This is a genomic window from Paenirhodobacter huangdaonensis (assembly GCF_004022465.1).
Taxonomy (GTDB): Bacteria; Pseudomonadota; Alphaproteobacteria; order Rhodobacterales; family Rhodobacteraceae; genus Rhodobacter; species Rhodobacter huangdaonensis.
Window position 1 is genome coordinate 13,884 of sequence record NZ_SAVA01000014.1, and the last position, 21,061, is coordinate 34,944.

17 protein-coding genes are annotated in these 21,061 nt (G+C 68.2%); 13 read left to right on the forward strand and 4 right to left on the reverse strand.

Translation table 11 applies throughout. From position 1 onward, the window contains the following. The first annotated feature begins 61 nt into the window (after positions 1 to 61). Positions 62 to 523: a type II toxin-antitoxin system RatA family toxin gene (locus tag EOW66_RS17865; protein ID WP_128157702.1), complete on the forward strand. Its 462-nt coding sequence runs from the start codon at positions 62 to 64 to the stop codon at positions 521 to 523. Here the strand turns inward: EOW66_RS17865 and EOW66_RS17870 are convergent. Genes EOW66_RS17870 through EOW66_RS17880 form a run of 3 tightly spaced genes read right to left on the reverse strand, consistent with a single transcriptional unit; the run spans position 520 to position 2,623 of the window. After that, entirely contained in the window at positions 520 to 1,002 is a 483-nt protein-coding gene (locus EOW66_RS17870) for a CinA family protein (protein ID WP_128157703.1), read from the reverse strand. The genes EOW66_RS17865 and EOW66_RS17870 overlap by 4 nt on opposite strands. Continuing rightward, on the reverse strand, positions 999 to 1,481 hold the full coding sequence (locus EOW66_RS17875; RefSeq protein WP_128157704.1) for a phosphatidylglycerophosphatase A family protein: 483 nt from the start codon (positions 1,479 to 1,481) through the stop codon (positions 999 to 1,001). The genes EOW66_RS17870 and EOW66_RS17875 overlap by 4 nt, the downstream gene beginning before the upstream one ends. A gap of 2 nt (positions 1,482 to 1,483) precedes the next feature. Further along, positions 1,484 to 2,623 carry a bifunctional 2-C-methyl-D-erythritol 4-phosphate cytidylyltransferase/2-C-methyl-D-erythritol 2,4-cyclodiphosphate synthase gene (locus EOW66_RS17880; protein ID WP_128157705.1) on the reverse strand — a complete coding sequence of 380 codons (1,140 nt, stop codon included), beginning with the start codon at positions 2,621 to 2,623 and terminating at the stop codon, positions 1,484 to 1,486. Positions 2,624 to 2,905: 282 nt separating this feature from the next. Here EOW66_RS17880 and dusB point away from each other — a divergent pair, with 282 nt between their 5' ends. From dusB to hflX, 9 genes are all read left to right on the forward strand, one after another. Further along, positions 2,906 to 3,826 carry a tRNA dihydrouridine synthase DusB gene (gene dusB / locus EOW66_RS17885; RefSeq protein WP_239017627.1) on the forward strand — a complete coding sequence of 307 codons (921 nt, stop codon included), beginning with the start codon at positions 2,906 to 2,908 and terminating at the stop codon, positions 3,824 to 3,826. After that, positions 3,823 to 4,893, forward strand: a complete 1,071-nt coding sequence (locus EOW66_RS17890; protein WP_128157707.1) for a two-component system sensor histidine kinase NtrB — start codon at positions 3,823 to 3,825, stop codon at positions 4,891 to 4,893. Before dusB ends, EOW66_RS17890 begins: the two co-directional genes overlap by 4 nt. A gap of 3 nt (positions 4,894 to 4,896) precedes the next feature. Beyond that, positions 4,897 to 6,270 (forward strand): response regulator, encoded by a 1,374-nt coding sequence (locus EOW66_RS17895; RefSeq protein WP_113900319.1) that lies wholly within the window; start codon positions 4,897 to 4,899, stop codon positions 6,268 to 6,270. A 71-nt stretch (positions 6,271 to 6,341) separates the two neighbouring features. Continuing rightward, positions 6,342 to 8,606 carry a sensor histidine kinase NtrY-like gene (locus tag EOW66_RS17900; RefSeq protein ID WP_128157708.1) on the forward strand — a complete coding sequence of 755 codons (2,265 nt, stop codon included), beginning with the start codon at positions 6,342 to 6,344 and terminating at the stop codon, positions 8,604 to 8,606. Beyond that, positions 8,599 to 10,014, forward strand: a complete 1,416-nt coding sequence (gene ntrX / locus EOW66_RS17905) for a nitrogen assimilation response regulator NtrX (RefSeq protein WP_128157709.1) — start codon at positions 8,599 to 8,601, stop codon at positions 10,012 to 10,014. Before EOW66_RS17900 ends, ntrX begins: the two co-directional genes overlap by 8 nt. A gap of 211 nt (positions 10,015 to 10,225) precedes the next feature. Further along, a complete protein-coding gene (gene trkA / locus EOW66_RS17910; RefSeq protein ID WP_128157710.1) occupies positions 10,226 to 11,602 on the forward strand; it encodes a Trk system potassium transporter TrkA in 1,377 nt (458 codons plus the stop codon). Between the two features lie 9 nt (positions 11,603 to 11,611). Beyond that, positions 11,612 to 13,129, forward strand: a complete 1,518-nt coding sequence (locus tag EOW66_RS17915; protein WP_128157711.1) for a TrkH family potassium uptake protein — start codon at positions 11,612 to 11,614, stop codon at positions 13,127 to 13,129. Positions 13,130 to 13,272: 143 nt separating this feature from the next. Then, a complete protein-coding gene (gene hfq, locus EOW66_RS17920; RefSeq protein ID WP_107323454.1) occupies positions 13,273 to 13,506 on the forward strand; it encodes an RNA chaperone Hfq in 234 nt (77 codons plus the stop codon). Next, the gene (gene hflX / locus EOW66_RS17925) at positions 13,503 to 14,786 is read left to right on the forward strand and encodes a GTPase HflX (protein ID WP_128157712.1); all 1,284 of its coding nucleotides are present in this window, start codon (positions 13,503 to 13,505) and stop codon (positions 14,784 to 14,786) included. Before hfq ends, hflX begins: the two co-directional genes overlap by 4 nt. 109 nt (positions 14,787 to 14,895) lie before the next feature. Here hflX and EOW66_RS17930 read toward each other — a convergent pair whose 3' ends face one another. Then, positions 14,896 to 17,364, reverse strand: a complete 2,469-nt coding sequence (locus EOW66_RS17930) for a penicillin acylase family protein (RefSeq protein WP_128157713.1) — start codon at positions 17,362 to 17,364, stop codon at positions 14,896 to 14,898. Positions 17,365 to 17,483: 119 nt separating this feature from the next. On the opposite strand from EOW66_RS17930, the gene EOW66_RS17935 reads away from it, so the two are divergent. From EOW66_RS17935 to EOW66_RS17945, 3 genes are all read left to right on the forward strand, one after another. Further along, a complete protein-coding gene (locus EOW66_RS17935) occupies positions 17,484 to 18,356 on the forward strand; it encodes an NAD(P)-dependent oxidoreductase (RefSeq protein WP_128157714.1) in 873 nt (290 codons plus the stop codon). Between the two features lie 315 nt (positions 18,357 to 18,671). After that, positions 18,672 to 19,052, forward strand: a complete 381-nt coding sequence (locus EOW66_RS17940; protein ID WP_128157715.1) for a phasin family protein — start codon at positions 18,672 to 18,674, stop codon at positions 19,050 to 19,052. A 45-nt stretch (positions 19,053 to 19,097) separates the two neighbouring features. Beyond that, entirely contained in the window at positions 19,098 to 21,050 is a 1,953-nt protein-coding gene (locus EOW66_RS17945) for a PHA/PHB synthase family protein (RefSeq protein ID WP_128157716.1), read from the forward strand. Positions 21,051 to 21,061: the final 11 nt, after the last annotated feature.

The window sequence follows — 21,061 nt, forward strand, 5'->3', positions numbered from 1 at the left end:
CATTTCCCTGCCGGTTTATCGCAACAAGGGGGCGAAGGGAACGGCGCACGGACAGGAGCAGATGCCGACACATTCCGAAAAGCGCGTCATGCCCTATTCGGCACGGCAGATGTATGACCTTGTTGCCGATGTCGCGAAATACCCGCAGTTCCTGCCCTGGAACTCGGCGGCGCGGATCCGTGCGCGCCGGCCGGGCGAGGAGCCCGGCTCCGAGGTGCTCGAGGCCGATCTGGTGATCTCGTTCAAGGTCTTCCGCGAACGCTTCGGCTCGCGCGTGACCCTGTTCCCACAGCGGCTGCGCGTCGATACCGAATATCTCGACGGCCCGTTCCGCTATCTGAAAAGCTGGTGGCAGTTCACCGACCGGGAAGAGGGCGGCTGCAACGTCGACTTCTTCGTGGATTTCGAGTTCAAGAACGCGATCTTGCAGGGCGTGATCGGCGTCGTCTTCGATCAGGCGATGCGCAAGATCGTCAAGGCCTTCGAGGATCGCGCCGCGGCGCTTTACGGGCCTGTCGCCTAGACGAGGGGCGCCGAAGCGAGGGCCTGCGCCAGAAGTGCCAGCGCATGATCGCGGGCGGCAAGGCGCACCCGGTCGCGGCCAAGGGCGCCGAACTCGACCGTTTCGGTGGTGGTCGGGCGGCCGGTGCCGGCCAGACCGAAGCAGACCCGGCCCTCGGGCTTGAATTCCGATCCGCCGGGGCCGGCGATGCCGGTGATCGAGACCGCGAGATCGGTGGCGGAATGGGCAAGCGCGCCCTCGGCCATCTCGCGCGCCACCTCCTCGGACACCGCGCCATGGGCGGCAAGCGTCTCGGGCCGGACCGCGATCATCTGTTCCTTGGCGAGGTTCGAATAGGTGACGAAGCCGCGCTCGAACACGTCGGAGCTGCCCGGAATGTCGGTCAGCGCGGCGGCGACCATGCCGCCGGTGCAGCTTTCGGCGGTGGCGATGCGCAGGCCCCGGGCGCGGGCGGCGGCGAGGATCTCGGCCGGGGTCATCGCATCATCACCCCGTGATAGAGCCCGGCCAGGATCACCGTCACGATGCCCGCGAAGACACCCGCGATCAGGTCGTCCAGCATCACGCCCGCGGGGTCGTTGCGGCGGTCGGCGGTGCCGACGGGGCCGGGTTTCCAGATGTCGAAGAGGCGGAACAGCAGGAAGGCCGCGACCGGGCCGGGCCAGACCATCGGCACATCGCGCAGCCAGAACCCCATCGCCGGGAAAAGGAGCGCGAGCCATTGCCCCGCAACCTCGTCGATCACCACCTCGGACGGGTCCTCGCCCGGTTTCAGCGCGGCATTGACCGCCCAGAAGCCGAGGAGCGTGACCGCGACGGTGGCAATCACCAGCGGGAGGAAGCCGAGCCAATGCTCGATCGCCCAGCCGAGGGCGACCGCGACGAGCGAGCCCCAGGTGCCCGGGGCGGGGCGCAGCAGGCCGACGAAACCGAAGGTGGTGATGGCACGCAGCGACATGGTCAGTCTCCGATCAGGGTGGCGGTGGCGAGGGCGGCGATGCCCTCTTCGCGGCCGGTGAAGCCAAGCCGCTCCGAGGTGGTCGCCTTGACCGAGACCCGGTTCGGCGAGATCCCGAGGATGCGGGCCAGTTCCGCCATCATCGCCGCGGCATGCGGGCCGACCTTCGGCCGCTCGCACACGATCGTCACGTCGACGTTCGAAATGCGATAGCCCTTGTCGGTGGCGAGCTTCGCGGCATGGGCAAGGAAGATCTCGCTTGCCGCGCCCTTCCACTGCGGGTCGGAGGGCGGGAAGTGGCGGCCGATGTCGCCCTCGGCGAGCGCGCCATAGATCGCATCGGTCAGCGCATGCATGCCGACGTCGGCGTCGGAATGGCCCAGAAGCGCCTTCGTGTGCGGCACCTTCACCCCGCACAGGATGACGCCGTCGCCCTCGCAAAAGGCGTGCACGTCATAGCCGTTGCCCGTTCTCACATCCATGCCTCTGTCCTTTCGTGCGGCGAGGATCGCGCCTGCGCGGGCGAAGTCCTCGGCGAAGGTGATCTTCAGATTGTCTTCCGAGCCGGGGGTGATGTCCACCGTCAGCCCCGCGGCGCGGGCGACCTCGACGTCATCGGCGGCGCCGCCCGGATGGGCGCGATGCGCGGCAAGGATCTGCGCAAAGCGGAACCCCTGCGGCGTCTGCGCGCGATAGAGGCCCTCGCGGTTCTCGGTGCCGCTGACCCGGCCCCCGGTGCCGCGCCAGAGCGCATCGGTGACGGCAAGCGCCGGCGCGGCAGCCGGCGCGGTGTCGAGGGCGGCAAGAACCCCCGCGATCACCGCACGCGGCACCAAGGGGCGCGCGCCGTCATGGATCAGCACCTTCTCGACGCCGCTGCCGGTGAGGCTTTCGAGCGCCGCCCGCACCGAGGCGTCGCGCGTCGCGCCGCCTGCGACCAGCGTCACCGTGCCGCCGAAAAGGGCGACGCCGCGCACCATGTCATCGGGGTGCAGCACCACGGTGATGCGGCCGAGGCCGCGAAAGGCCGACACGGTGCGCGCCAGCACCGGCACGCCCGCCAGGTCGCGCCATTGCTTCGGCGTGCCGCCGCCCGCCCGGCTGCCGCGCCCCGCCGCCACGATGATCACCGCAACCGTCATGTCCTCTCCTCCGGTTCCGGCGAAAGGCTTAGGCCAAGCCCGCGCCTGGTGCAATCGGGACCAGAGCAGGGCGATTCCGGCTGTGAGCGGTAACTCCGGGCCGAAATCGCCGGGGATGTGCGTAAAGTTTAGGCAAGTGCTGATTTTTCCCGCCGAAACTGCCGCGTTTCAATTGTGATTCCCGAACTCAGCCGCTACCTCAAGTGCAGCAACAATCTGGAATGCCAAGTGACCCTCACGCTCGACACTTTCCGGCTGGAGCCCCCGGTGCTGCTTGCACCCATGGCCGGTATCACCGATCTGCCGTTCCGGCGGATCGTGGCGCGTTTCGGCGCCGGGCTTGTGGTCTCCGAAATGGTGGCCTCGGGCGAGATGCTGACGGCCAAGCCCTCGGTGCGGGCGAAGGCGCGCAGCGAGCTTGGCCTCGACATGGCCTCCTCGGTGCAGCTTGCCGGGCGCGAGGCGGGCGCGATGGCCGAGGCGGCGAAGGTCGTGGCCGACATGGGCGCGAAGATCATCGACATCAACATGGGCTGCCCGGCGAAGAAGGTGACGGGCGGCTATTCCGGCGCGGCGCTGATGCGCGACCCCGATCACGCACTGACGCTGATCGAGGCGGTGACCGGTGCGGTCGACGTGCCGGTGACGCTGAAGATGCGGCTTGGCTGGGACACGGACTGCCTGAACGCGCCCGAGATCGCGCGCCGCGCCGAGGCGGCCGGCGTGCGGATGATCGTCATCCACGGTCGCACCCGGATGCAGTTCTACAAGGGCGCGGCCGACTGGGCGGCGATCCGGCCGGTGGTGCAGGCGGTCTCGGTGCCGGTGATCGCGAATGGCGACATCACCGACGCGGCCTCGGCGCGCCGCGCGCTGGCGGAAAGCGGCGCGGCCGGGGTGATGGTCGGGCGCGGCGCGCAGGGAAGGCCCTGGGCGCTGGCCGAGATCGGCGCGGCGCTCTTCGGCACGCCCGCACCGCGGCTGCCTGCGGGCGACGCGCTCGCCGCACTGGTGGCCGAGCATTACGAGGCGATCCTGTCCTTCTACGGCATCGAGGTCGGTCTGCGCCTCGCACGCAAGCATCTGGGCTGGTATGCCGAGGCCGCAGGCGCCCCCCTGCGCGCCGAGATGATGGTCTCGCAGACCCCGGCGGCGACGCTTGCGCTGATCGGCGCGGCTTTCGGCGAAAGGATGGCGGCATGACCCTTCCCGCACCCGGCATCATCTGGAGCTCGTTGCCGATCCCGGCGCTTCTGATCGGCGAGGATGACCGGATGATCGAGGTCAACCCGGCGGCCGAGCTGTTCCTCAACATTTCTGCGCGGATGCTGAAGGGGCAGTCGGTGCTCGAGCGGCTGGCGATTTCGGCCCCGCTCGAGGAGATCTTCGCCCGCGTCCGCAAGAACCGCTCGGCGCTTTTCGTCAACGACGTCGAGGTGACGACGGGCGAGAAGGCCCCGGTGCAGTGCAACCTGCAGGCGGCGCCGCTGGGCGAGGATGCCTCGACGATCCTGTTCCTGATCTCGCCGCGCGAGCTCGCCGACCGGCTCGGCCGGGCGAGCATGGTGAAATCGGCGGCACGCTCGGCGATCGGCATGGCCGAGATGCTGGCGCACGAGATCAAGAACCCGCTTGCGGGCATCGCCGGGGCGGCGCAGCTGCTGAGCATGAGCCTTGCGGGCGACGATCTCGAGCTGACCGATCTGATCGTCGACGAGACCCGGCGGATCGTGAAGCTGCTCGAACAGGTCGAGCAGTTCGGCAATGTCCGTCCGCCCGAGAAGAAGCCGGTCAACATCCATGATGTGCTCGACCGGGCGCGGAAGTCGGCGCTGGTCGGCTTTGGCGCGCATATGACGATCATCGAGGATTACGACCCCTCGCTGCCGCCGACGCTGGGCGATGCCGATCAGCTCACCCAGGTTTTCCTGAACCTGCTGAAGAACGCATCGGAGGCCTCGAAGGGCCAGCCCGGCACGATCCGGCTGCACACCTTCTACGAACATTCGCTGCGGCTGCGCCGCGCGGACGGGCTCGGGCAGGCGCTGCCCCTGCAGATCGAGATCGTCGACGACGGCCCGGGCATTCCGCCCGACATCGCCTCGTCGATCTTCGAACCCTTCGTCTCCGGCCGCGAGAACGGCACCGGGCTCGGCCTTGCGCTGGTGTCGAAGATCATCTCGGAACACGACGGCTGGATCTCCGTCGATTCCGTTCCGGGAAAGACCGTGTTCCGGATTTCCCTGCCTGTCGCCCCGAAGGAGAGCTGACCGATGGACGGCACCGTACTTGTCGCCGATGATGACCGCACGATCCGCACCGTGCTCACCCAGGCCCTGACCCGGGCCGGGTGCAAGGTTCATGCCACCGCCTCGCTGATGACGCTGATGCGATGGGTCGAGGAGGGCAAGGGCGATCTCGTGATCTCCGATGTCGTCATGCCCGACGGCAACGGGCTCGAGGCCCTGCCGCGCATCGCGCAGGAACGCCCCGGCCTGCCGGTGATCGTGATCTCGGCGCAGAACACGATCATGACCGCGATCCAGGCTGCGGAGGCGGATGCCTACGATTATCTGCCGAAGCCCTTCGATCTGCCCGATCTGATGAAGCGCGCCGCCCGCGCGCTCGAGCAAAAGCGCAAGGCACAGGTCGTGCAGAAAACGATCGAGCCGCGCACCGAGGGCGGCACCGACCTGCCGCTGGTCGGCCGCACCGCGGCGATGCAGGCGCTCTACCGCCTTGTGGCGCGGGTGATGAACGCCGATCTGCCGGTGCTGATCTTGGGCGAATCCGGCACCGGCAAGTCGCTGATCGCCCGCGCGATCCACGACTTCTCGGATCGCCGCACGCTGCCCTTCGTGGTGGCGCAGGCGGCCGACCTGCAGGGCGCCGACGGCCCCTCGACGCTGCTGGCGAAGGCCAAGGGCGGCTCGCTCGTCTTCGACGAGGTCGGCGATTACGACGACGAGACCCAGGGCCGCATCGTGCGCATGCTCGACGCCTTGCCCGATCCCGCCCCGCGGATCATGGCGACGACCCAGGTCGACCTGTCGGCGCTGATGGAGGCGGGCAAGTTCCGCCAGGACCTGTTCTACCGCCTCGGGGGTGTCACCATCGCAGTGCCCGCGCTGCGCGAGCGCGTCGAGGATATCCCGCTGCTCGCCGACCACTTCCTGACCCGGGCCGAGCGCGACGGGCTTGGCACCCGCCGCTTCTCGGCCGAGGCGCTGGCGCTGGTGCGCGCCTATGCCTGGCCGGGCAACGTGCGCCAGCTCGAGAACACCGTGCGCCGGCTGGTGGTGACCTCGTCCGAAGAGGAAATCACCCGTGCCGAGGTGGAATTCGTGCTCGGCAATCAGCCGGCGATCGAGCCGCTGCGCTCGGGCGGCGAGGGCGAGAAGCTCTCGGCCTCGATCGCACGCCACCTGCGGCGCTATTTCGACCTGCACGGCGGCAACCTGCCTGCGCCCGGCCTCTATGACCGGATCCTGCGCGAGATGGAGGCGCCGCTGATCGAGATTGCGCTCGACGCCACCGGCGGCAATCAGGCGAGATGTGCCGACCTGCTTGGAATCAACCGCAATACCTTGCGCAAGAAGATCACCGATCTGGATATTCAGGTGACACGGCGCCGGAAACTGATGTAAACCCGCAACAGGGGGTTGTGGCAATTTCGCCTCGGCGGATTCGCCCGGCCCCGGAGAGCGGGAGAGGCATCTTGCACGGCACGGTCGATCGCAGCGCGTGGGACAAGCTTGTTCGTTTGCGCCGCCAGCGCCGGGTGCAGAACGGCTTTGCGCTCGGGCTCACGGTGTTGGGCCCGGTGCTCGCGCTTGGCACCTTCGTGGTGCTCGGGCCGATGGGGCAGGGCGCCGATTCGAATGCGCTGCGCCTGACGCTGCTTGCCGATTTCGTCTATTTCCTGCTGCTCGCCGGGCTGATCGTGATGCGCCTGACGCAGATGATCGCGGCGCGGCGCGCCCGCGCCTCGGGCTCGCGGCTGACGCTGCGGCTCACCGGGGTCTTCGCCGGCATCGCGCTGGTGCCGACGATCCTCGTCGCGCTGTTCGCCGGGCTCACCGTGAACATCGGCCTCGAGGGCTGGTTCTCCGACCGGGTGCGCTCGGTCGTCGGCACTTCGCTCGCTGCGGCCGAGGCCTATCAGGACGAGCACAAGCGCGACATCGTCGCCGATGCCGAGGCGCTTGCGGGCTTTCTGAACCTGCGCCGGCAGGCCGCCACCTTCATGTCGGACGGCGATCTGCGCGAGCTGCTGGTCGCCGGGCAGGCGGGCATCCAGCGCGGGCTGAAGGAAGCCTATGTGATCGACGGCACCGGCGAGATCGTCGCCCGCGGCGAGCGCAGCTATCTCTTCGATTTCGAGAAACCCGCGCCCGAGAAGATCGTCGAGGCGCAGAAGGGCGGCACCGTCCTGATCGAGGACTGGCCGAATTCGGAACTGCGTGCCCTCGTCCGCCTCGATGCCTTCGTCGACCGCTACCTCTATGTCTCGCGCACCGTCGACGGCCAGATCCTGTCGCTGCTCGACAACACGCGCGAGACCGTGCACCTCTATCAGCAGCTCGAGACCACCCGTGGCCGGGTGCTGTTCGAGTTCGGTCTCGTCTACATCGGTTTTGCGCTGATCCTGATCCTCGCCGCGGTCTGGGTCGGGCTGTGGTTCGCCGAGCGGCTGTCGCGCCCGATCGGCCGGCTCGCCTCGGCCGCCGAGCGGGTCGGCGCAGGCGATCTCGATGCCCGGGTGATCGAGGATGAGGGCGATGACGAGATTGCCACGCTCGGCATCGTGTTCAACCGGATGACGCGCGAGCTGAAAGGCCAGCGCGAAGCGCTGATCGCCTCGCACCGCAAGACCGAAGAGCGCCGGCGGCTGTTCGATTCGGTGCTGAGTTCGGTCACCTCGGGGGTGATCGGCCTCGATGCCGAGGGCCGGCTCGATTTTCTCAACCGCTCGGCGATGCGTCTGCTGGAGCTTGCCCCGGGCCAGGATCACGACCTTTCCCTTGCCGAGGCTGTCCCTGAATTCTCAAGCCTTTTCCATCGCTTGCAGGATGGTTTTCATCCTGTCGTGCAAGAAGAGGTGCGGATCTCGCGCGGCGGGCGGCTGGAAAGCCTTCTGGTGCGGATGGCGGTGCGCAGCGGCGAGGACGGCCGGCGCGAGGGCTATGTGGTGGCCTTCGACGATGTGACCGAGCTGGTCTCGGCGCAGCGCATGGCCGCCTGGGGCGACGTCGCGCGCCGCATCGCGCATGAGATCAAGAACCCGCTCACCCCGATCCAGCTCTCGGCCGAGCGCATCAAGCGCAAGTATTCGCGCCTCGTCTCGGGCGAGGATCTGGAAACGCTCGAGCAGCTCACCGGGGTGATCGTGCGGCAGACGAATGACCTGCGCCGCATCGTCGACGAGTTCTCGCGCTTTGCCCGGATGCCCGAACCCGACCGGCGCGACCATGACCTCGCGCGGCTGATGCGCGACGCGGTGCTGTTGCAGGACGGCGCGCTGCACGGGGCGAAGCTGGTCTCCGACCTGCCGGCCGAGCCGGTGGTGGTGGAACTCGACGCGACGATGATCTCGCAGGCGGTGACCAATCTCATCAAGAACGCCGGCGAGGCGATCGAGAGCCTTGCCGAGAAGGGCGCGCCCGAGGGCTGGGTGCCCGAGGTGCGGGTCGCGATGGAGGCCACGCCCGACGCCGTCACCATCCGCATCATGGACAACGGCATCGGCCTGCCGCCCGACCGCTCGCGGCTGTTCGAGCCCTATGTGACGACGCGGGCGAAGGGCACCGGGCTTGGCCTGCCGATCGTGAAGAAGATCATCGAGGAACATGGCGGGACGCTGGTGCTGACCGATGCACCGGCCTTCGCCGAGGGCGCGCATCGCGGCGCGCTCGCCGAAATCAGACTGCCGCGGGCCCGGGCGGGCCAGCGCGCCATCAAGGACAGTGGGACCCATGAGTGACATTCTGATCGTCGACGACGAGAAGGACATCCGCGAACTGATCGCCGACATCCTGAAGGACGAGGGCTATGCCACTCGTCTGGCGGCGAATTCCGACGAGTGCATGGAGCAGATCAACGCCGAGGCGCCGGCGCTGATGATCCTCGACATCTGGCTGAAGGACAGCCGGATGGACGGCATCGACATCCTGAAGACGGTGAAGCGCGACAACCCGGACATCCCGATCATCATCATCTCGGGGCACGGCAACATCGAGATCGCCGTCGCCGCGATCAAGCAGGGCGCCTATGACTTCATCGAGAAGCCGTTCAACATCGACCAGCTGATGGTGGTGATCGGCCGCGCGATGGAGACCGCCCGGCTGCGGCGCGAAAACTCCTCGCTGCGCCGGCGCGACCTGCATTCGGGCGAGATGCTCGGCGCCTCGGCCGCCTTCCGCAAGCTCAAGGACCAGCTCGACAAGGTGACGAAGTCGAACGGCCGGGTGATGCTGACCGGCGAGCCGGGATCGGGCAAGGAGACCGCGGCGCGCTTCGTGCATCAGCATTCGAACCGCGCCGCGGCACCCTTCGTCACGGTGAACTCGGCCTCGATCGCACCCGAGCGGATGGAAGAGGTGCTGTTCGGCCGCGAGACCTCCGAGCGCGGCATCGAGAAGGGGCTGCTTGAGCAGGCGCATGGCGGGGTGATCTATTTCGACGAGGTCGCCGAGATGCCCTCGGGCACGCAGTCGAAGATCCTGCGGGTGCTGACCGAGCAGCAATTCACCCGGGTGGGCGGCGCCGACAAGGTGCGGGTCGATCTGCGGGTGATCTCCTCGACGACGCGCGATCTGGCCGCCGAGATCGCTGCCGGCCGCTTCCGCCAGGAGCTGTTCGACCGGCTCAACGTGGTGCCGATCGCGGTGCCGCCGCTGAGCGAGCGGCGCGAGGACATCCCGCTGCTCGCCCGCCATTTCATCGAGGCCTTCAACCGCACCCAGGGCCTGCCCGCGCGCGAGATCTCGGACGAGGCGGGGGCGGCGCTGCAGACGATGGACTGGCCGGGCAACATCCGCCAGCTGCGCAACATCGTCGAGCGGGTGCTGATCCTTGGCGAGAGCACCGGCCCGATCGAGGCGCGCGAGCTGCCGGGCGAGGGCGGCCCGGCCGAGGAGGGGCGGATCGTGCTCGGCGGCGCGCTGGCGACGCTGCCGCTGCGCGAGGCGCGCGAGCTGTTCGAACGCGAATACCTGCTCACCCAGATCAACCGCTTCGGCGGCAACATCTCGCGCACCGCGGCCTTCGTCGGCATGGAACGCTCGGCGCTGCACCGCAAGCTGAAGTCTCTGGGCGTCGTCACCTCGGCCAAGGCGGGCGGCCGTGTCGCCCATCTCGAGGATGCCGACGAGGACGAGGACGACCTCTGAGCGGCGCCTGCGCCACCGGCGGCAATCGCCTCCGGCGGGAGTATTTGGGCCAGGAAAAACAGCGGCAAGGTCTTTCGGACCTGCGGTTTTCCTTGTGCAAATACTCCCCGCGGAGCGGCCGCAGCCGGGGCAGGGTGCGGCGCCCGGGCGCTGTGATTGACCGTGGGGGGCTGTGCGCATACAACAGCCAGACGGCCAGTCGGAGGACGGAATGAAGGTCATCATCTGCGGCGCAGGACAGGTCGGCTGGCAGATCGCGCGCCATCTGGCGGGCGAGCGCAACGACGTCACCATCGTCGACAGCAATGCCGAGCTGGTGCGCCGCGCCTCGGACACGCTTGACGTGCAGGGGGTGGCGGGCTTTGCCTCGCACCCCGACGTGCTGGAAAAGGCGGGCGCGCGCGATTGCGACCTGATCATCGCCGCCACCCATTCGGACGAGGTCAACATGGTGACCTGTCAGGTGGCGCAATCGGTCTTCGGCGTCACCCGCAAGATCGCCCGGATCCGCGCGCAGACCTATCTCGCGCCGCAATACGCCGATCTCTACCGCCGCGACCATCTGCCGATCGACGTGGTCATCAGCCCCGAACGCGAGGTGGCGGAAGCCGCCCTGCAGCGGCTGAACGCGCCGGCGACCTTCGACACCGAGAGCTTCCTCAACGGCGGGGTGCAGCTTCTGGGCATCGTCCTCGAGGAGGACTGCCCGGTGCTGAACACGCCGCTGCGCCAGCTCACCGACCTCTTTTCGACGCTGCGCGCGCTGGTCGTCGGCGTGCGGCGCGAGGGGCGCCTCTTCGCTCCCGAGCCGGGCGATCAGCTTTTCGCCGAGGACCAGATCTATGTCTTCGCCTTCACCGAGGATGTGAACCGCACCCTCGAGATTTTCGGCAAGGCGACGAAGAAGCAGGAACGCATCGTCATCATCGGCGGCGGCAATGTCGGGCTTGGCGTTGCCCGCGCGCTCGAGGCGCGCTCGGACCGGGTGCGGGCGAAGATCATCGAGAAGAACCGCGCCAATGCCGAACGCGCCGCCGACATGCTCGAACGGACGATCGTGCTCAATGGCGACGGGATGAGCGCCGAGCTGCTCGAGGAAGCGAACATCGACCGCGCCGACGCGGTGCTGGTGGTGACGGACGACGACAAGACCAACATCCTGGCCGCGGTGCGGGCGAAGCAGGCGGGCTGCAAGATGGCGATCTCGCTGGTCAACGACCCGACGATGGTGCCGCTGATGGCGCCGCTCGACATCGACGCCTACATCAACCCGCGCGCCACCACGGTCAGCTCGATCCTGCGCCACATCCGCCACGGCCGGGTGCGGGCGATCTACTCGATCGGCGATGCCGAGGCCGAGGTGATCGAGGCGCAGGTGCTGGGCACCTCGCCGATCGCAGGCCGGCTGCTGCGCGACATCGACTTCCCCGAGGGCGTGCTGATGGGGGCGCTGATGAAGGGCGACCGCATCGTCAAGCCGGGCGGCGACACCAAGGTCGACGAGGGCGATGTCATCGTGCTCTTCGCGCTTGCGGCGGACGTTCCGGTGGTGGAGCGCTTGCTGCAGGTGTCGATCGACTTCTTCTGAGGCGGCGCGATGCTGCAGAAGCTGCGCCATGTTCCGCTTTTCGTCTTCCTGATCGCGATCGCGGCAGCGGCGATGCTGGTGCCGGCCGCGCATGCCTTCGTGCTGCGCAACTACGCGGTGTCGCGCGCCTTCTTCTACTCGGGCGTGCTGTTTCTGATGCTGAGTGCGTTGCTCGCCCTCGCCACCGCCTCGAACCCGAAGGGGCATCAGGGGCGCACGCATCTGCTGACCATGTTCGCGGCCTTCGTGCTGCTGCCGGTGGTGCTGGCGGTGCCGTTCAACGAATCGGTGCGCGACACCGGGCTCTACAATTCCTGGTGGGAGATGGTCTCGTCGCTGACGACGACCGGCGCCACGCTCTACGTCCCCGACCGGCTGGCGCCGAGCCTGCACCTGTGGCGCGCGCTCGTGGGCTGGATGGGCGGCTTCTTCATGCTGGTGATGGCGATCGCGGTGCTTGCCCCGCTGCGTCTTGGCGGCTTCGAGATTTTCGTTGCCGGCAACAGCACCGGCGGCGAGGCGCCCTCCTTGCTGCGCGACGGTGCGGCCGAGCCGGGCGAGCGCGTGGTGCATTACGCGGGCGTGCTGCTGCCCGCCTATGCCGGGCTCACCGCGCTGTTGTGGCTGCTGCTGATGATGGCGGGCGATGATTCCCTCGTCGCGCTCTGCCATGCGATGTCGACGCTGGCGACCTCGGGGATCTCGCCGCTCACCGGCGTTGCGGGCGCGCCCGCGGGGCTGGTGGGCGAGATGCTGATCTTTCTCTTCCTGATCCCCGCGCTGTCGCGCCGGCTCTGGCCGGGCGGCGGCGAGCTGCGCGCCTCGGAAAAGCTGCGCGACGACCCCGAGCTGTGGCTTGCCGCGGTGCTGGTGGGCATGGTCGCGGCCTTCCTGCTGATGCGCCACTGGATCGCCGCGCTCGACGTCGAGACGCCCGCGGCCTTCGGTCCGGTGCTGCATTCGCTCTGGGGCAGCCTGTTCACCGCGCTTTCCTTCCTCACCACCACGGGCTTCGAGAGCGCGAGCTGGGACGATGCGCGGCACTGGTCGGGGCTCGGCACGCCCGGTCTGATCCTCGCCGGGCTGGCGATCACCGGCGGCGGCATCGCCACCACGGCGGGGGGGGTGCGGCTGCTGCGCGTCTACGCGCTGCTGCGCCACGGCGAGCGCGAGCTGAACAAGCTCGTCCATCCGGCCTCGATCGCCGGCGGCGGCCCGACCGCGCGCAAGCTGCGCCGCGAGGGCGCCTATATCGCCTGGATCTTCTTCATGCTCTTCGCGATGTCGATCGCGGTGGTGATGATGGCGGTGTCGCTGACCGGGCTGGCCTTCGAACCGGCGACGATCATGTCGATCGCGGCGCTGTCGAACACCGGCCCGCTTGCCGCCTTTGCCGCGGACACGCCGCTGAGCTGGGCGGACCTCGGCGACGCGACAAAATTTGTGCTGGCCGCGGCGATGGTGCTCGGCCGGCTCGAAACCCTCGCGATCATTGCGCTTTTCAACCCCGAGTTCTGGCGCGGCTGACCGGGCTGCGAGTGCTATCTTTGCCGCGCATGAGATAACGGGCTGTTTTTGGGGGTGGAATCTCCCCCACTCTTGCGCATACTGATTCCAACGGACGCAGCAACGCGGCCGGCGCGCGACAAAAACACGAAGGCATAATAAAAATGGCTGCCGACAAACAGAACCTGCAGGACGCATTCCTCAACCACGTCCGCAAGACGAAGGTTCCGGTCACGATCTTCCTCATCAACGGGGTCAAACTGCAGGGCGTGATCACCTGGTTCGACAACTTCTGCGTGCTGCTGCGCCGGGATGGCCAGAGCCAGCTTGTCTACAAGCATGCGATCTCGACGATCATGCCGGGTCAGCCGATTTCTCTGTACGAGGGCGAAGACTGAGCGATCCCGTCCTGTCGCAGGCGAGGCCCACACGGGCCTGGGTCCTGCATCCCGATCTGAAGACGGCCGATGCCCGCCGTCTGCCGGAGCACCGCCTCGCCGAGGCGGTTTCGCTTGCGGCGGCGCTGCCGAACCTCGAGGTTGTCGGCGCCGAGGTTGTGCGCCTGCCGAAACCCAATCCGGGCCATCTGTTCGGCACCGGCAAGCTTGCCGAGCTGAAGGAGCGCCTGCACGAGGTCGAGGTCGATCTCGTCCTCGTCGACGGGCCGGTGACGCCGGTGCAGCAGCGCAACCTGGAGAAGGACTGGGGGGTGAAGCTCCTCGACCGCACCGGGCTGATCCTCGAGATCTTCGCCGACCGTGCGCGCACCCGTGAAGGCGTGCTGCAGGTCGAGCTTGCCGCGCTCAGCTATCAGCGCACGCGGCTGGTGCGCGCCTGGACCCACCTCGAGCGCCAGCGCGGCGGTTTCGGTTTCGTCGGCGGCCCCGGCGAGACGCAGATCGAGGCCGACCGGCGCGCGATCGACGAGCAGGTGATCAAGATCCGTCGCCAGCTTGCCAAGGTGGTGAAGACACGCGAGCTGCACCGCGCCGCGCGGCGCAAGGTGCCGTTCCCGATCGTGGCGCTCGTTGGCTATACCAACGCCGGGAAGTCGACGCTCTTCAACCGGATGACCGGGGCCGATGTGCTGGCGAAGGACATGCTCTTCGCCACGCTCGATCCGACGATGCGCGGCATCACGCTGCCCTCCGGCCGCAAGGTGATCCTGTCGGACACGGTGGGTTTCATCTCCGACCTGCCGCACGAGCTGGTCGCGGCCTTCCGCGCCACGCTCGAGGAGGTGCTCGAGGCCGATCTGATCTTGCACGTGCGCGACATCGCGCATCCCGAGACCGAGGAACAGGCGGCTGACGTCGGCGAGATCCTCGAAAGCCTCGGCGTGTCCGAGGACGTGCCGCTGATCGAGGTCTGGAACAAGATCGATGCGCTTTCCGAGGAGACCCGCGCGGCGCTTCTGGTGCAGGATGCGCGGCGCGGCGACGTGCAGGCGGTTTCGGCGCTGACCGGCGACGGCTTCGAGCCGCTGCTTGCGGCGATCGAGGCGCGGCTTGGCGAGGAGCGCCACGACGAGACGCTGACGCTGCACTTCGACCAGGGCCGCGCCCGCGCCTGGCTGCATGCGCAGAACGTGGTGCGGGGCGAGCGCGAGACGAAGGACGGCTGGGAGCTCGAGGTGAACTGGTCGACGAGCCAGCGGCACCGCTTCCGCGCGCTCTGAGGGCGGGGTCTGCCCCCGGCCGGGGCCTCCGGCGGGAGTATTTGGACAAGGAAAAGCCGCGGCACGGGACCCCTGTGCCGCGGCTTTTGTCTTCTGCGCCGAGGCGGGACTACTTGTCGTCGGGGGCGGCCGGTTCGAGCCGGGTGATGCCGGCGGCGGCGGCGCGGGCGAGCTCGGGGTCGAGCGACATCGGGATGTATTCGCCGCGCCGCCACAGCTCGGACAGGTCGTCGTAATGGCGGCTGAGCGGGTGGCCCGACTGACCCGTGGCGATGATGAAGACCGAGCTATCGGGGTCGGCGAAGTCATAGACGCCGCGATAGCCCGCGCCGTTCACATTGGCGAAGGGGTTCGCGCCGGTGCCCGAGGTCAGGCCCCGGTTCAGGGTGAAATCGCCGCCCGAGGTCGATTGCCGGATGTTCATCAGCCAGTTCAGGATCGGCGTCTTGCCGAGCACGGCATGGTCGTGCAGCGCCTCATGCGCGTCGCCCCAGCGCCAGCTTTCGATATTGGGCCCGTATTTCGCCTTCAGTTCCAGGAGCGCCTCGTCGAGCGAGATCCGCGCGATGTCGGTGCAGGTCTCGACCGGGGCCGATTGCATCACGTCGCACCAGCGGCTGGCGCCCTCGGTGTTGCGGAACACGCGCTCGATGAAGAGCGGCTCGAGATGGGTGAATTCCGTGGCGAGCGGGCCGAGCTCGTCGCGGATCAGCCGGTTCTGCAGGTGCCGCATCCAGGCGGCATAGATCAGCGGCTCGGGCAGGTGCTCGTTCATGTCGCCATCCCAGGCGGCGAGCAGTTCGAGCGCGCGCTGGCGCAGCCGTTCGGGGGTGCCCTCGGGCGCCGCCTCGCCGGTGAACCACAGGTCCTTGCCGACGAGCGGCAGCAGGTTGCGCGCGGCGGGCGAGACGGTGTCGAGCTGGGCCGAGATGAAGCTTTCGCGCGAATGCACCTCGCGCTCGCCCATCAGCCGGGTCAGGCGCAGCACGCGCTGGCTGTCGCCCCAGTCGAAGCTGACATTGTAGGGGAAGGGGCGGTCGATCATCTTGTTGTTGGTGTTGATGACGATGCCGCCCTCGGGGTCCAGGAAGCGCGGGTTGTCGGCATAGGGCAGCCGGCCCTGCCAGCGGTTCACCGTCTCCCAGCCCGGCGAGGGCATCCGTCCTTGCGTGACATGGCCCGGATCGCGCGCCGGGATCGCCCCGATCGTCACCATGCCGACGCCGGTTTCGTCGGCGAGGATCAGGTTCTCGGCGGGCGCGATGTAGCGCTCGCCCGCCGCCACTGCCGCCGCGACCGACCCCGCCTGCATCAGCGCGAGCCCGGCGCTCATCGAGGTGTCGGCAGGGTCGAGCGCGGTCCAGTTCAGCGAGACGACATCGCCCGGGGGGGTGATCGCGGCGAGGTTGAAATGCCCCGCCGGCAGCACCGGGCCGTTGTCGGTCCAGCGCAGGGTGATGGTGACGGGCTGGGCGTCCTTCACCTCGATGATCGCGCGGCGGGTGTCGAAGGCCTTCCAGCCGTCGGGCGTGCGGTAGCGCTCGGGATCGGCGGGGTTCAGCTCTTCGATGTGCAGGTCCTGGTCGTCGACATGGGCCGAGGTGATGCCCCAGCCGAGCCGCGCGTTGCGCCCGCTCAGCACCAGCGGGAGGCCCGGGATGGTGGCGCCGATGACGCCGCCGGTGCCGAGCTCGAGCCGGGCGAGATACCACCAGGACGGCGCGGTGAAGGCCATGTGCGGATCGTTCGCGAGCAGCGAGCCACCGGCCGCCGAGCGGCGCGGTGCGGCGGCGACGGCATTCGAGGCGCCGGCGAAATCGCGCGGCGGGAAGGGCGACATCTCCCCTTCGGCATCGGCCATCTTCACCCCGGGGGGGAGGCCCGGGAAAAGGCTCGCGTAATCGGGCAGCGCGGCGATGCCGGCACCCGGCACGTCGGGCAGGATATCCTTCACCCAGTCCTGGCCCAGCATCGAGACGCGCGCCCGCAGCACCTCGGTCTGCACCTGGCTTGCGGTTTCGGCGGCCAGAAGCTTGAGGATGGCGATGGAATCGGCGGGCGTCCAATAGGCGATATCGGCCTTGAACAGGAAGAACTCGGGTGCGCCGCGGCCAAGCGCGCCCTTGTTCACCTGTTCGATCCAGGCGTTGACGCCGCGGGCATAGGCCTCGAGCGCGGCCTTCGTCTCTTCGTCCTGCGCCGCCACCGATTTCACCGCCGCGCCGTAAAGGTCGAGGCGGCGCATCAGCTCGTCGGTCTTCAGCGTCTCGGCGCCGAAGACCTCGCTCAGCCGGCCCTGCACGGTGCGGCGCAGCACGGTCATCTGCCACAGCCGGTCCTGCGCATGGGCAAGGCCGAGGGCGAAGAACACATCGGCATCGGTCTTGCCGAAGATATGCGGCACGTCCTCGGTCGAGCGCACGATCTCGACCGGGGCCGAGATGCCGGTGACGCTGTAGCTCGCGTTGTAATCGGGCAGCGAGCGCGAGGCGAAATACCACGCCCCGAGCCCGGCCAGAACCAGCACCACGAGCGCCAGCGTGACAAGGCGGACCATCCAGCGAAACAGGGTGAACATCGGCGGGCTCGGCGGCTGAGGGAGGGAGGCGTCGGTTGACGGGGCGGGTCGAGAGGTTACTAAGTCAGGCAGGACCAATGATCAACGCGCGTTTCGCGCAAGAAAGCGGGAGCAGGCCCATGGCGAAGGTGGCATTTCTGGGGCTCGGGGTGATGGGCTTTCCGATGGCGGGGCATCTGGCGGCGAAGGGGCATGAGGTGACGGTCTACAACCGCACCCCGGCCAAGGCCGAGGCCTGGGTCGCGCGCCATGGCGGGCGCGCCGCGGCCACGCCGGCCGCCGCCGCCGCGGGTGCCGATTTCGTGATGGCCTGCGTCGGCAATGACGACGACCTGCGCGCCGTCTGTCTCGGCGACGAGGGCGCCTTCGCCGGCATGGGCGCGGAGGCGATCTTCGTCGATCACACCACCGTCTCGGCCAAGGTCACCCGCGAGCTGGCCGCGGTCGCCGCGCAGATGGGGCTCGGCTTCGTCGATGCGCCGGTCTCGGGCGGGCAGGCGGGGGCCGAGAACGGCGTGCTGACGGTGATGTGCGGCGGCTCCGAGGCGGATTATGCCGCGGCCGAGCCGGTGATTGCGTCCTATGCCAAGGCCTGCCGGCGGATGGGCGAGACCGGCGCCGGCCAGCTGACCAAGATGTGCAACCAGATCGCCATCGCCGGGCTGGTGCAGGGCCTCTCCGAGGCGCTGCATTTCGCCGAGAAGGCGGGGCTGTCGATCTCGGATGTGGTCGAGGCGATCAGTCAGGGCGCGGCGGGCAGCTGGCAGATGTCGAACCGCTACCAGACGATGGAGGCGGGCACTTTCGACTTCGGTTTCGCCGTCGACTGGATGCGCAAGGATCTGGGGATCTGCCTCGCCACCGCGAACGAGACCGGGGCGAGCCTGCCGGTCACCGCGCTGGTCGACCAGTTCTACAAGGAGGTGCAGGCCATGGGCGGCGCCCGCTGGGACACCTCGAGCCTGATCGCGCGGCTGCGCAAGCTGGGCTGAGGCCGCACCGCGGGGCCCGGCGGGACGAATCGCCTGCGCCCGGTGTCCGCCGTCCGGGCGCGGGCGGGAACGGGGCGCGCCCGTTGCTCGTTGCCCGCCGGGCGATCTTGTCGCGGGGCCAGACTGTCAACATGCTGATATGATGTGCGGCGATAACAGGGGAGGGAAGCGGCCCTCCCTCGAATCGTGTGCGCCCATCACGCGGCGCCCGGCGGTGACGGTGCGTCCGGTCGCGCAAAGGTTGTCACAGATCAATTCTGCACCTGCAAAAACGTGCTAGAGTTCCTGCATTGGAAAGCCTGAAGGAGGACAGTCATGCCAACGAAGACCCCGCCGTCGACGATCACCTTCGCCTCCATGATGAAGGCACCGTCGGCCGAGACCTGGACGATGTTCATGAAGCCGCAGGCCCGCATGGCCGAGTCGTTGCTGAAACACAACATCGAGATGCTGGAATTTCTCAAGGCCCGCTTCGAGCGCGACCGTGAGATGCTGGATGAACTCGCCGATGCCGGCAGCCCTGCCGAGGCCATGGCGATGTGGCAGGGATTCTGGCAGAAGATGCTGACCGATTATTCGGTCGAGACGAACAAGCTGGCCGCTTCGGCCACCGAAATCGCCGAGCAGGCGATCCGCGCCGCGACTGAGGAGGGCGAGGCGATGGTGACGGCTGCAGGCGGCAAGAGCAAGGACTGACGCAGCGGGCGGGCGCTCTGCCCGCCCCGAGAATGAGGAAACGCGATGACGACTACCCTCCGCAAGACGCGCGGCCGGCGCGTCAAATCCGACGCCCCGGCGTCGGATGAGATCCTGAGCGCTGATGAAATGCCGGCGGCGAAGCCTGCCGTGCGGGCGAGGGCGAAGGTGGCCAAGCCCGCCCCCGTGGCCGAGGCCCCGCGGGCGCAGCTGCCGGTTCCCTTCGTGACGAATGCCGGCATCGTGGGCGATACGCCCGAGAAACGTGCGGCCGAGGAGTCCTTCCGCCAGCTTGACCATTATGTGCATGCGCTGATGGGCAAGGCCGAGGGCGGTCTGTCGCCGCTTGCGCTGTCGCTCGCCTGGGCCGACTGGGCGGCACATCTCGCGATCAGCCCCGGCAAGCAGGCCGAGTTGGCGTGGAAATCGGCCCGCAAGGCGCAGCGTCTGGCCGCCGAGGTGATGTGCCAGGTCGGCGGCGTCGGCACGGAAGCCGCCCCCTGCATCGAACCGCTGAAGCAGGACCGGCGTTTTGCCGGGCCGGAATGGTCGAAGCTGCCCTTCTCCTACTGGTCGCAAAGCTTCCTGCTTGCCCAGCAATGGTGGGCGAAGGCGACGACCGACGTTCCCGGCGTCGAGAAGAAGCACGAGAAGCTGGTCGAATTCTACGGCCGGCAGATGCTCGACATGTTCTCGCCCTCGAACTTCCTCGCCACCAACCCGCAGCTGATCTCGCGCACGATCGAGGAGGGCGGGCGCAATCTGGTGCGCGGCGCGCAGTATTTCGCCGAGGACCTGCTGAAGAAGGCGACCGGCCAGGAAGAGATGGCCGATGTCTTCGTGCCGGGGCGCGAGGTCGCGGTGACGCCGGGCAAGGTGGTGTTCCGCAACCGGCTGATCGAGCTGTTGCAATATTCGCCGACCACCGAGGTCACGCATCCAGTGCCGCTGCTGATCGTGCCGGCCTGGATCATGAAATATTACATCCTCGACCTGACGAAGCAGGAATCGCTGATCAACTGGCTGGTGGGTCAGGGCTTCACCGTCTTCTGCATCAGCTGGAAGAACCCCGACGAGGAAGACCGCGATCTCGGCTTCGACGATTACCGCACCCTCGGGGTGATGGCGGCGATCGATGCGGTGACGGCGATCACCGGCTCGGAGAAGGTGCACGGGCTCGGCTATTGTCTCGGCGGCACGCTGTTCTCGGTGACCGCGGCGACGATGGCGCGCGACGGCGACGAGCGGCTGGCGACGCTGACGATGCTGGCGGCGCAGGTCGACTTCACCGAGGCGGGCGAGCTGAGCCTGTTCACCAGCGAGGACCAGCTCGCGCTTCTTGAAGACATGATGTGGGAGGAGGGCTATCTCGACAAGGAAGCGATGGCCGGCACCTTCTCGATGCTGAAGTCGCAAGACCTCGTGTGGTCGCACATGGTGCGCGAATACATGATGGGCGAGCGCGAGACGGCCTCGTCGCTTGGCGCCTGGTCGAAGGACGCCACCCGGATGCCCTACAAGATGCATTCGGAATACCTGCGCAAGCTGTTCCTGAACAACGATCTGGCTGATGGCCGGATGGAATCGGGCGGCGGGCACATCTTCTTGCAGGACATCAAGGCGCCGATCTTCGCCGTAGCGACCGAGCATGACCACATCGCGCCCTGGAACTCGGTGTTCAAGCTGACCTACCTGATGCATGGCAGCGTGACCTTCGCGCTGGTCTCGGGCGGGCACAACACCGGCATCGTCGCTCCTCCGGGCAGCCCGCGGGCGAAATACCGGATGATGACGCACGAGCCGGGCCGGGCGCATCCCGGGCCGAAGGAATGGGCGGCGAGCGTGCCGAAGGTTCCGGGTTCGTGGTGGCAGCCCTGGGCCGACTGGCTGCGCGAGACGCAGGGGCTCGAGGATGGCGCGCCGCCGCCGATGGGCAACGAAGAGGCGGGCTATGCCCCGCTCGCCGACGCCCCCGGCAGCTACGTGCTGGTGCGCTGAGGCCTATCTGA